The 12,525-nt window shown below is 37.6% G+C and carries 11 protein-coding genes; 7 read left to right on the forward strand and 4 right to left on the reverse strand.

What is annotated here, in order from left to right:
• Positions 1-72 precede the first annotated feature (72 nt).
• The 5 genes from lptF to C502_RS0112365 all read left to right on the forward strand — a co-directional run bounded on the left by lptF (position 73) and on the right by C502_RS0112365 (position 5,601).
• On the forward strand, positions 73-1,173 hold the full coding sequence (lptF, locus tag C502_RS0112345) for an LPS export ABC transporter permease LptF (protein WP_018679133.1): 1,101 nt from the start codon (positions 73-75) through the stop codon (positions 1,171-1,173).
• Positions 1,173-2,243, forward strand: a complete 1,071-nt coding sequence (gene lptG / locus C502_RS0112350) for an LPS export ABC transporter permease LptG (protein WP_018679134.1) — start codon at positions 1,173-1,175, stop codon at positions 2,241-2,243. Before lptF ends, lptG begins: the two co-directional genes overlap by 1 nt.
• A gap of 14 nt (positions 2,244-2,257) precedes the next feature.
• The gene (locus C502_RS0112355) at positions 2,258-2,758 is read left to right on the forward strand and encodes a putative molybdenum carrier protein (RefSeq protein WP_018679135.1); all 501 of its coding nucleotides are present in this window, start codon (positions 2,258-2,260) and stop codon (positions 2,756-2,758) included.
• A 113-nt stretch (positions 2,759-2,871) separates the two neighbouring features.
• Positions 2,872-4,416: a 2,3-bisphosphoglycerate-independent phosphoglycerate mutase gene (gene gpmI / locus C502_RS0112360; RefSeq protein ID WP_018679136.1), complete on the forward strand. Its 1,545-nt coding sequence runs from the start codon at positions 2,872-2,874 to the stop codon at positions 4,414-4,416.
• Between the two features lie 9 nt (positions 4,417-4,425).
• Complete coding sequence (locus C502_RS0112365) at positions 4,426-5,601, forward strand: S41 family peptidase (protein WP_018679137.1); 1,176 nt, start codon at positions 4,426-4,428, stop codon at positions 5,599-5,601.
• A gap of 42 nt (positions 5,602-5,643) precedes the next feature.
• Here C502_RS0112365 and C502_RS0112370 read toward each other — a convergent pair whose 3' ends face one another.
• The 3 genes from C502_RS0112370 to gacA are packed head-to-tail and all read right to left on the reverse strand — an operon-like array spanning position 5,644 to position 9,319.
• Complete coding sequence (locus tag C502_RS0112370; protein ID WP_018679138.1) at positions 5,644-7,071, reverse strand: sigma-54-dependent transcriptional regulator; 1,428 nt, start codon at positions 7,069-7,071, stop codon at positions 5,644-5,646.
• A 22-nt stretch (positions 7,072-7,093) separates the two neighbouring features.
• Positions 7,094-8,659 carry a sensor histidine kinase gene (locus C502_RS0112375; protein ID WP_018679139.1) on the reverse strand — a complete coding sequence of 522 codons (1,566 nt, stop codon included), beginning with the start codon at positions 8,657-8,659 and terminating at the stop codon, positions 7,094-7,096.
• A gap of 24 nt (positions 8,660-8,683) precedes the next feature.
• The gene (gene gacA / locus C502_RS0112380) at positions 8,684-9,319 is read right to left on the reverse strand and encodes a response regulator transcription factor GacA (RefSeq protein WP_018679140.1); all 636 of its coding nucleotides are present in this window, start codon (positions 9,317-9,319) and stop codon (positions 8,684-8,686) included.
• A 211-nt stretch (positions 9,320-9,530) separates the two neighbouring features.
• Here gacA and pbpG point away from each other — a divergent pair, with 211 nt between their 5' ends.
• Both pbpG and C502_RS0112390 read left to right on the forward strand, forming a co-directional pair.
• Positions 9,531-10,598, forward strand: a complete 1,068-nt coding sequence (gene pbpG, locus C502_RS0112385; protein ID WP_154650423.1) for a D-alanyl-D-alanine endopeptidase PBP7/8 — start codon at positions 9,531-9,533, stop codon at positions 10,596-10,598.
• 176 nt (positions 10,599-10,774) lie between these two features.
• Entirely contained in the window at positions 10,775-11,545 is a 771-nt protein-coding gene (locus tag C502_RS0112390) for a hypothetical protein (protein WP_018679142.1), read from the forward strand.
• A gap of 67 nt (positions 11,546-11,612) precedes the next feature.
• Here the strand turns inward: C502_RS0112390 and C502_RS0112395 are convergent, their stop codons facing one another.
• Entirely contained in the window at positions 11,613-12,440 is an 828-nt protein-coding gene (locus tag C502_RS0112395; RefSeq protein WP_018679143.1) for a hypothetical protein, read from the reverse strand.
• Positions 12,441-12,525: the final 85 nt, after the last annotated feature.

Below are 12,525 nucleotides of genomic sequence, written 5' to 3' on the forward strand. Positions count from 1 at the left end.
TAGGTTTTATATTTTTAACATTCGGGTAAACTAGCACTACCCCTCGATTGGTCTATTTTTGGAAGCATTACTTTGATTATTCGGCGTTATCTCGTCAAACAAGTGGTATCTACCTCTTTGGTTGTGACGGCCTTGCTCACTTTAATTATTATGGGTGGACAGTTAATCAAGATATTTGGACGAGCTGCACAAGGGCGTTTAGATGCTAATGTGTTGCTGAGTATTATTGCTTATCGTTTGCCAGAATTTCTGACCTTAATTTTGCCATTAGGCTTCTTTATTGGACTCATGTTGGTTTTCGGTCGTCTATACGTTGACCATGAGATGGCGGTTCTAAATGGTAGTGGTGTTAGCCGTAATCAATTAGCCAAACTTTTATTGCCAATGACCTTTGTGTTCTTGATTGTTCAGGCGATATTGATGTTTTGGGGTTCATCATCGGGGATACGTGCTTACGAAAGTTTAATGCAGACACAGGCGGTACGAGCAGGTTTTGATTTGGTTAGACCCAAAGAGTTTATTTCCTCAGGTCCCTATACTATTTATGCAGGTTCCTTGTCTGAAGACCGTAAAAATTTAAAAGATATTTTTTATTATCAAAAAGCAGATCGTGAAGATAAACCTGATGTGATGATTTTAGCCAAAGAAGCGACACGTGTTGAAATGGCAAACGATACCGCCAATGTTGTTGATTTGGTTCAAGGTCGCCGCTACGAAATTTACCCAAATCAACCACGATATACTCAAGCAGAATTTCAATCTTATCGTTTACGTTTGGAAAATGATAAAGATGTAAAATTTGAAAGTGATGATGTGGAAGCTTTACCCATGTCTAAGCTATGGCAGAAGCGCGATGATGCTGTGATTCGAAGTGAACTTGGTTGGCGTATTTTTGGTCCATTTGTAATTATCATTGCATTAATGCTCGCGGTGGCTTTATCAGAGGTCAATCCTCGTCAAGGTCGATATTACCGTTTGCTTCCTGCAATCTTTATTTTCGCGAGTTTAATTGTGTTGATGATCGCGATTAAAACGCGAATTAGTAAAGGTGAATTAGATATTTGGGTTTATCCCGTGGCATTACTGGTTTATGCCATTGCAGCAGCTCTTTTTGCCCGTAAACAAAAATTAGCACCAAAACTTAAGAAAAGTATTCAGCGAGTGGGGTTGTAATGTTAGCACGTCGAATAGTCGCCAAACATGTGACAAAAACCACTGTCCTCGCGATGCTAGGTACAACACTTGTGTTGTCTTTTTTACAAGTATTATTCACTTATTTGGGTGAATTGGGCTCACTCAAGCCAACTTATACTGCGTGGCAAGCATTTCTCTATGTGATGTGGGGTGCACCTCGTTATTTATATGAGATTTTACCTGTGGCAGCACTCATTGGTTCTGTTTTAGGTTTAGGTGCACTCGCGTCTAATAGTGAACTCATTGTGATGCGCTCAGTGGGAATCAGTTTATGGCGTATAGTTGGGTGGGTGATGCGTTCAGCATTGTTGCTGATTGTTCTATCTTTTGTACTGAGTGAATGGGTGATCCCATATACCAATGAAAAAGCACAAAGTATTAAAAAACAGCGTAGTGTTGTTGCTTTAGGTGAAGTAAAAGGCTATTGGTCGCGTGAAGGGCAACGGTTTATTTATATTGATTATGCGAATTCACAAGGTCAACTTCGTAATGTTCAAGCAATTGATTTTGATCAAAACTATCGTTTGCAATCATTTGTAACAGCGGAAAAAGGTCAGTTTGTAAAAGAAGGGCAATGGAGTTTAGAACAAGCTCATCAAGTTGATCTACTCGCGCAAGGTAATGCGATTAAAACGGATCATGAGCAACAGGTGCTAGGTTTGGCTCTACAGCCTAAATATGTACATATGGTGACTTTAGATCCAGATGATTTGTCTCCAAGCCAACTGATCAGTTTTATGCAGTACTTAGCGGAATATAGTCAAGTTCCAAAAACCTATGAATTGGCTTTTTGGCAAAAGGTCACAGCACCATTTGCTTTAATTACTTTGGTTCTGATCGCTTGTTCGTTTATTTTCGGCCCACTGCGTCAACAATCGATGGGCTTTAGGCTCGTGATTGCACTTTTTACGGGGTTAGGATTCTTCTATTTACAAGACTTCTTGGGTTATGCAAGTTTAGTCTATGCACCATCACCTGCTTGGTTTGTACTGTTACCCGTTGTGTTGATGTTTATGGTCGGTAGTTACTTGTTGTATCGAGCAAGGTAGAAAATTGGATTTTTATGCAGATCAAAATTGTTTCTGGTGGGCAAACTGGTGTTGATCGAGGTGCATTGGATGCAGCTCTATCTGTTGGGGTTCCATGTGGTGGTTGGTGTCCAGAAGGTCGAATGGCTGATGATGGCATCATCCCAGACTATTACCCATTAACTGTCTTGGAAAGTAGTGGTTATAGAAAAAGAACCAAGCAGAATGTTCAGGATAGTGATGCTACAGTGATTATTTATTTTGACTATATTTTTCCAAATGGAGGGACTGAGCTTACTTTATTAGAATGTATCAAACAAAGAAAACCATATTTGCTTATTGATGGAAATGAGTTTTCTATTGAGCGTGCAGCTAAAAGGATATATTCATTTTATGAGAAAAATAACATACTCATTTTAAATATTGCTGGACCTAAAGGTTCAAACTTACCACAGGCGCATCATTATACACAGCAGGTTATTACCACTATGCTGAATCAAGTCCTAGATCAAAATACAATTAAAAACTCAATATAAGCATTCATTTTCGATGGTTTTAATTGGTGAAAGCCATCATTAACGCCATAGAGAATTACTGCAAATTTCGGTAAAATACGCCGATCAAATGATAGACAAATAGAGAATCCATTATGACGGATGCAAATGCTGGCAAAATTCCTCACGTTCTTGTAATTATGGATGGTGTAGGACATCGTGAAGCCGTTGAAGATAATGCTTATTTAGCAGCAAAAACACCAAATCTCAGCACGATGAAAGCGAAGCATCCAAATAGTTTGATTTCTGGTTCGGGCGAAGATGTGGGCTTACCAGATGGTCAAATGGGCAACTCTGAAGTTGGACACATGAACCTTGGTGCAGGTCGCGTGTTGTATCAAGATTTTACTCGTATTACCAAAGATATTCGTACTGGCGATTTTTTTGAGCATGAAGTATTAATTGATGCCGTAGAAAAAGCCAAAGCAGCGCATGGTGCTGTGCATGTGATGGGGCTACTTTCAGAAGGTGGTGTTCACTCGCATGAAGATCATATTGTGGCAATGTGTGAATTGGCATTAAAACGTGGTGCAACCGTATATTTACATGCTTTCCTCGATGGTCGTGATACGCCACCACGCAGTGCCAAACCTTCGTTAGAAAAATTGGATGCTTTATTTGCACAATATCCAAATCAAGGTCGTATTGTGTCGATGATTGGGCGTTATTTTGCAATGGATCGTGATAATCGTTGGGATCGTGTTGAGCAAGCCTATCGTTTAATGACAGAAGGTGAGGCAGCACGTGTTGTAAACTCAGCGGTTGAGGGCTTGGCGCAAGCCTATGCTGAGAACGAGAATGATGAGTTCGTTAAAGCAACACGTATTGGTGAAATTGTTAAAGTACAAGATGGTGACAGCATTGTATTTATGAATTTCCGTGCGGATCGCGCTCGTGAGATTACCCGTGCATTTGTTGAGAAAGATTTTACTGGGTTTACGCGTAAAGTCGTTCCAAGTTTGTCTAAATTCGTGATGTTAACGCGTTATCAAGCAAGTATTGATGCACCTGTGGCTTATATGCCTCAAGCGTTAAAAAATTCAATTGGTGAATATTTATCTAGTCTAGGTAAAACCCAATTACGAATTGCTGAAACTGAGAAATATGCACATGTGACCTTCTTCTTTAGCGGTGGACGTGAAGATGAGTATGAAGGTGAAAAACGTATTTTGATCCCATCTCCGAATGTCGCAACTTATGATTTGAAGCCTGAAATGAGTGCTTATGAAGTCACAGATGAGTTGGTGAATGCAATTAATTCAGGTGAGTTCGATCTGTTGGTGGTGAACTTTGCCAATGGTGATATGGTTGGACATACAGGCGTATTTGATGCTGCGGTGAAAGCCGTGGAAACCGTTGATACGTGTTTGGGGCGTGTCTATGAGGCAGTGATGGCAAACAAAGGTCATATGTTAATTACCGCCGATCATGGTAATGTAGAGCAAATGCAAGACTACGACAGTGGGCAAGTTCATACGCAACATACCACTGAATTGGTGCCATTTATCTATGTTGGCCCAACACAAGCAACCATTGCTGAAGGCGGTGTCTTAGCTGATGTTGCACCAACTTTACTTCATTTGATGCATATTCCTGTACCTTCAGACATGCAAGGCAAGAACTTAATTACTTTAAAATAAGGTGGAAAAATGACCCAACACAACAACATATATCAAGCGATATTTGCAAGTTTGTTGATGTGTTGGGGGAGCCATGCTTTGGCAGCACCGACACCACATTCATCTGGGTGGAGTGAAGACACAGCCAGTCGTACTGCCGAAGTGCCACTTGAATCTATTCAACAATTTGTACAAATCTATGGCATTGTTAAAGATAACTATGTAGATCCAAAGACGGATGATGCGCTATTTCAACAAGCGATAAAGGGTTTGGTGAGTGGTTTAGATCGTTATTCCCGTTATTTATCTGCTGAAGAATATCGCCAATTGATTCAATACACGGAAGGTGATCTTGCCTCTGTTGATTTCAATTTAAGTTATGATAATCACGAACGTTTATGGCAGATTCAGGATTTAAAAGCAGGATCTGATTCGAGCAAACTCGGTTTAGCAAATGGGCAAGCTATACTGAAAGTGGATAATCAGGAGCTCAAAAGTTTAAATCAAGACCAAGTGCAAGGACTGCTTTATGGTTCGATTGGGAGTACGGTACAAATACAGCCAGAAAATAATAATAGTACAGTGATTTTGGTTCGAAATAAAAAAGTGGAAACGGATATTGAACCTGTTTTATTACATAATCAGGTGCTTGTGCTGAAAATTAAGGTTTTTCAACAAGATACAGCCAATGAGATTAAACGTCTAATTGAAGAATATAGTTCAACCAAGCTAAAAGCAGTAGTCATTGATCTACGCAATAACCCAGGTGGTTTGTTGTCTGCGGCTGTTGAATCAACAGACTTATTCCTAAATCAAGGATTGATTGTGACGACAAAGAGTCGTTCAGAAGGAGATCAACAATTTCAGGCTTTACCCTCAAATGAATTTCAAAATATTAGGCTGGGAATCTTAATTAACCATCGCTCTGCTTCGGCTGCCGAGGTTTTTACTGCTGCATTAAAAGAACATAAGCGTGCATGGGTGGTAGGTGAAAATAGTTATGGTAAAGGTGTGGTACAGAAATTATTTCCATTGCCGAGTGGAGCAGCGCTGCAAATGACGGTGTCACATTACTACACACCGAATGGTAATATGATTGAAGGGCAAGGAATTCAACCTAATCAGAGTTATCCATTGCTTCCTGAAATGAAAGAAGATAGCTACTTAGAACATGTCACTGATCTAGTCTTAAAAAGTAAAATTTAGTCAAAATAAAACCCCTTATTTCAGGGGTTTTATTTTTAAAGCTTATTCATCATCTTCGGTATCTAAACCAAACTTCTTCAAACGATAGCGTAGAGAACGGAAGGTCATTCCTAATTTTTTAGCTGCTAAAGTTCGATTCCAATGGGTTAAATTCAGTGCATTGAGAAGAATTTCTTTTTCAATATTTTCTAAATAGAGCTCCAGTCCTTCAGGTGGTAGCTTTTTAGAACCCATAGGGCTAACGCTTGCTACTGTATGATCATTTTCATCTTGTGTTGAAAATGAAACCATTGGTGTTGCAATAGGGCTACGTAGTGGAGCAGTTTGAAGATGGGCTAGATCAATGGTTTCATCATCACTGAGCGTAATTGCACGTTCAATAATGTTGCGAAGCTCACGGACATTACCTGGGAAATACTGCTGTAATAAGAACTGTTCTGCACGAGAAGAGAGGGTTTTAACCGATACTTCCCATTCTTGGCTGATCCTTTGAATAAAGTGATTTGCGAGCAATAAAATATCTTGTCCACGCTCCCGTAAAGGTGGAAGCACAATATCCATGACGTGGATACGGAAGAATAAATCTTGTCTGAAGCGACCTTGTTGTACCAGTAACTCAAGATCTTGATGGCTTGCACTAATCACACGGAAATCGACATCAATTTCTTGATCTGAACCCACAGGACGGATCTTCTTCTCTTGTACTGCACGAAGTAATTTAACTTGCATACTTAAGGGAAGCTCAGCAATTTCATCTAAGAATAAGCTACCACCATGTGCGGAAAGAATTAAACCTTGTTTGTCTTGCGTTGCACCAGTGAAGCTCCCTTTTTTATGACCAAAAAGTTCACTTTCCATCAATTCAGTTGGAATGGCACCGCAGTTAATTGCGATAAAAGGACCTTCGCTGCGATTACTCAGGCGATGGACTAAATTCGCAACCACTTCTTTCCCTGTCCCTGATTCACCTGTAATAAATACAGGTGCTTGAGAGCGCGCAATTTTCTTTAGAGCGATTCGCAATTGCTGAATTGGTGTAGAGCGACCAATCAAAAGTTTATTTTCTAAAGCAGTTTCAGCTGCTTCTTGTTCTGGTTGTGGGCGATTCAATGCTTTTTGAATCAATTGATCCAAATGTGTTTGATTAACAGGTTTACTGACAAAATCAAATGCGCCTGCTTTTAACGCAGCAATTGCAATATCCATATTGCCATAGGCTGTTAGTACCGCGATTGGTGTATTTGGATAGTTTTGTGTGACATGTTTGACTAAGTCTAATCCATTGCCATCTGGAAGATTTAAATCTGTTAAACAAGCATCGTACTGAAACTCGGTAAAGAATTTTTTTGCTTGCTCTACACGATAGGCAAGATGAGTTTTAATGCCCATTCGTGCAAGCGTCATTTGCATTAAAAGACATAAGTCTTCTTCATCGTCTACGAGTAAGACGAGTGGTTGTTTAATTGCCATTTCCCCGAGAAACCTAATCTAATCAATGAATTTTTGAGCATTCAATCCTGAAACATGCTCCTTGTTGTCGCTCTACATATGTGAGCTTTGCATGATTTGCCTCACAAAATGTATGAGACAGATACAATCCTAAACCAGTTCCTTTAATTTCGGTACTAAAAAATGGTTTGAATAGTTGAGAAATATCTCGTTTTGCAACTCCAGTACCAAAATCGATCACATCAATACACGTTCGACCATCCTTTAGATCGACATTAATCTCAATATATTGTGCATCTACTGCATTATGTCGCAAGGCATTCCGAATGAGATTAATCAAGACTTGGCTTAATTGTTTTTGGTCAAACAAAATATTAATACGTTCAGTCAGATTAAGCTTAATCATGTGCTTAGCATCGATTAAATCCTCATTCAACAAACTTTCAAAAAAATCAGCGAGCTGAATCACTTGAGGATCTGTTGGCTTATTCCGTGCCATGCCTAAGGTATCTTGAACAATATTATCAATACGCTTAGCTTGTTTACTGATCATACGTGACAGCATTTCTTGTTGATGCGGATCACTGTCCTTGAGTAATTCATTGGCTTGTACAATTGCGGCTAATGGATTGCGAATTTCATGTGCAATACTTGCAGAGAGTTGCCCAAGCGCGGCTAATTTGAGTTGTTGTACTTGTTGATTGAGTTTTTGCGCATCTTTTAAGATTAAGAGAACTAATGCTTGTTCAGGTACGATTAAATGTTTAACGCGGACATTAATGGTATATGGACTTTGTTGTGATTCAAAGCTGAATTCCTCACCATCTTCTAAATCACTAAACTTGATCAATTCAAATAAATCGGGTTGCCATTTCAGTAAGGGTGTTTTTTCAGGAGAAATAGGAATATGAATACCTAATAATGTATTGGCTGCGGGATTAGTGAGTACAATATGATTACTATCGTCTAATACCAAATAGCCATCTTCAATTTGTTCCAAAATATAACGATTAATATTTTGCAATTGATGAATTTCAATTGATTGGTGAAAGGTTAATGTTTCTAAAATCTTAAATCTTTGAACTGCGATACGACCAATCGCGTGAACTACAAAAAACAAAAAGGCAAGAAATGCACTATTGCCGAGATGGTTGAGGTTGTTGTAATCAAAAAAATTACCAAGAAAGCGTTGGTAAACCACCATGATGACTGCAAACAGTGTCACGATGAGAGAAAGATGAGCATTGAGCAGAATTGCAGATGAGAAAATAATAATCACATACAGCAAACTGAGTTGTAGATTTGGTCCCCCAGCTGAAAATGTAATAATACTTAAGCAAATTACATCTACAATAAAAATAAAAATAAGTTGTTTTGTAACTTGTAGCGGAACGAGTTTTAGTAAAAAAAGTTGGAAAATATTGATACTGATGTAACAAATCAATGTATAAAAATATAGAAAGGGATAGTCGTAATTAGTAGCAAGTTGCTCCGCAGTAAGTAAGTAAATAAGAACAAGACTGATTGAAATAATCAGTCGATATCCACTATACCAAATTCCTAACCGATAAACGGTTTGAGATACTGAGGAAGCAATTTTTCCCAACATAGACGATCACTAATACTAATATTGTTAAGGTTTAATGAGCCCATAACGAATGGCGAGATGGGTCAGTTTAACATCACTATCAATCGCTAGTTTTTCAAAAATCCGATAGCGATAGGTATTCACAGTTTTAACACTCACAAACAATTTATCTGCGATTTCCTGAGCACTTATACAGTTCACGACCATCATCGCTACTTGCATTTCACGTTCTGAAAGTGCATCAAAAGGAGATTGTTGCGTATCTGAAAGATATGAACTAGCAAGTTGTTCTGCAATATCGGCACTGAAATATTTACCACCTTGCATCACTTTATTAATTGCACGCACCATCTCTAAAATCGGTGCGCCTTTGGTAATATAACCTTTTGCACCTGCCTTTAATAACAGCGATGGATAAGGCTCTTCAGCTAAACCACTGACCGCGATTACTTTGGTTTCTGGCGCAGTTTGTAATAGGCGGCGTGTTGTTTCTACGCCACCAATCCCAGGCATGTTGACATCGAGTAGTACAACTTGAGGATGTTTTTGGCGAACTAAAGCAATTGCTTCTTCTCCAGATTCAGCTTGTCCAACGACCTCTACATCTGGGTGGTCTTCCAACATACGACAAATACCTGTACGTACGAGTTCATGATCATCAACAATGAGAACAGTGATCAAGAAGACCTCCTTTTTTTTCAAAAAACTGGTTTTTTGTTACATAAAGCAAAATGAGCTTGCAATGAAATGACAAAATTAGCAATCCTATTCTTTGTCTTTAGAGAATAGTTGTACACAATTGTGTCTATAAAAGCTTTACCCGATTTGTTTAAATGTAAGGCATAATGGTGGTAAGCGCAAATGTGCAGCGTGTTGAGTTGAGTATTGTGTCGTGAAAAATTCTAAAAAATCTGTCATGCATGCTTTAAGCATGTCTATTTTGTTGGCTTTTAGTTCAACAAGCTTTGCTGAGTTGGTTGTAAATAACAATCCAGCCGCTTCGAGTGCGAATACTGCGTCTGCTTCATTGAATTGGTCCGCAAATGATGCGAGCCAACTCATGGAGGATGATGACTCACTAGAGATTAGCCCACAAGGTTCAACTTCTGTTACAACGACTTTGCGTAGTGGTGGTTCTGCAACAATTAGTTCATCTGCGACTCCACAGAAAAATGTCCAAATTCGTGATACCTCTAATTATAGTAGTCAGCCATCTGTTAATGCACGTGCGGCTTTAGTGATGGATGCTCAAACGGGTGAAGTGCTTTATAGTAAAAATAGTAATATGCCGGTACCGATAGCATCGATTACTAAATTAATGACGGCTGTAGTGACAGCAGATGCACATCTCAATATGTCAGATGAAATCACTCTTGAATCGATTGATTTTGCAGGTGCAGGTGGAAAGAATTCAAGCTCGACTTTGCGTGTCGGTGATTCAATGAATCGTGCAGAGGCATTACTATTTGCTTTGATGAAATCAGAAAATCCTGCTGCTGCAGCGTTAGCACGAACTTATCCTGGTGGTCGATCGGCATTTATTGCTGCGATGAATGCGAAAGCAAAACAGTTGGGTATGACTTCAACTCGTTATGCCGAATCAACAGGTTTGGATCCACATAATGTTTCTTCAGCGCGTGATTTAGGAATTTTGGTCACTAGTGCATCACAGTATGGCTTAATTCGCCAATTTTCAACCACACCCACCTATGACTTTAATTTAGGCTATCGTGTGCTGAAATCGAATAATACTAATGCTTTAGTTCGTAATGGTGGTTGGAATATCAACTTATCAAAAACAGGTTATATTAATGAAGCTGGTCGTTGTGTAGTAATGCATACCACTGTTAATTCACGCCCTGCTGTCGTTGTATTGTTGGGCGCTTCAACGTCTCAAGCACGTACCAATGATGCAACCAACTTATTGACTTGGCTTAGTTCTTTACCTAAAAGAGTTTAATCAATTAGATTTTTTAGAAGCTCCTCTCCATGAGGAGCTTTTTTATATGACAGAACGACATTTTAAGACGTGAAATTAACGTTTAGATATTCTATTTTGAGCAAATTTTGTTAAATTATAATCTTGTGTATTCAATAATTATTTTGAAATTAATTATTTAAAATGGGGAGTCTAATATGACAACTTATGTAATTCGTGAAAAATATTTTGGTTATAATGATGAAGTTTTTTATGCTTCAGGCAATCGAATCGCCAGTATTTTTGATCATAAAGAGCAAGCTGAATCGACCTATAAGCAACTTGAAATCAATGGAGCACGTAATTTTGCACTTTATGAAGTTGAATCACTATTTGATGCAGATGAAGCACTATTAAAGCAATTAGATGATTTTGTCTTTTCACGCTGTGGTGAACATATTTACCAAGAGGGGGAGGTCTCTCGTGAAATGCTACCTGAAAGTTTAAGTGATGAAGATACTTTCCAGTTTATTCAACTTGCTGATATGCACAAATTTCAATTAGTTAAATTTGAAAATGAAGCGAAATTTTATGCGCTTTGGTCAGTTAAACAGCAGAAGTGGGTGGAAGAGCATGATGAATTTTTTGCCAGTTTAGCTTATGCAGATCAACCTGAACAATTAAAAACGAATGTCGGAACCATTTTTGCAGATTATGACTATGGTGATATTCAGCTTAAGGGCTCACTTGAAGAGTTGTCTGATCAGCCGATACTTTTACAAGCTATGATTACTGCTCAATCAAGTTTGAAATACGATCAGAAAAGCCAAACTTTAATTATTATGCAAGGCTGGGAAGAAGAGGGTTTATATGCGGTTAATCCTTTATTAAAGCAGCCCTTATTTGAGATTAAAGAGATTGAGCTTGAAGAAATCCAAAGAATTGAGAAAGAGTTAGCTGCACAATATAGTTACGATGATTACGAATAACATTTATTTTTATAATTCTGAATAAAAAACCAGTTGCAAGCAACTGGTTCTATTTGTGGTAAATAATTTATAATTTACCTTCATTAAATATATAAACCTGCGGATATTCTATACCAACGGAATCTTTTAATGTTGCTATACAACGATCTTGGTCATTATGAATAAAATGAAAGCTGACTTTATTAAAAGTACCAACTTTCCCCCAAGATTTTCCTGAAATTTTTTCACATTTACTTTGTAATGCAGTGTCTAATTTTTTGATGTCGAGATGATTGTTTAAATCTAATATGAATATATCTATTAACTGGTTAAAAGCATTATCTGAAATTTTAAGGAATTTTTCTTTATTTATATTTTTCATTTCTGTGAAAGAACGATCTCTATATCTATAAAATTTCACTTTATTTTTAATCTCTGTTGTTAGTGTGAAATCTAAAAAAAAGTCGTTAGTTGAAGAAGATATAAATACAAATGGTATTATTTTCATATCAGCATTTTGAGAGTCTATAACCTTTAATGGAATATCTTTTTCAGAAAACTGTTGCCTAATTTTTTCTTCAACTGTTGATGAAAATTTTAGTGTCTTTAGAAAATCAAGTTGATTATTGGTTTTATTATTTGTTCGACTTATATTGGAAAAAAATTCTGCAATAATAAGTCCATCTAAAGGACCTCCGATTACCACTCCTGAATTTGTTTGAAGTGGAGATTGTCCAATAAGAATTTGTGCATTTGGAATGGATTTATCAATTACTCTTCCATAACGAACCTTATTAACTTCTTCTGAGGATATAGAAATAGTATTTTGTGTAGTAAAGCTAGGATATTTTTTTAAAGGACCTGTACAACCCAATAGCATACTTGTTAATGATAATATGGTTAATATTTTTAACATTACTTTCTCATAATCTGAATTTATTAGTAAATATTATATTTAATTATTATTAAAGTAGAATATGTTTTTGCTAATGATAAAATAC

Source organism: Acinetobacter tjernbergiae DSM 14971 = CIP 107465, assembly GCF_000374425.1.
GTDB lineage: Bacteria > Pseudomonadota > Gammaproteobacteria > Pseudomonadales > Moraxellaceae > Acinetobacter > Acinetobacter tjernbergiae.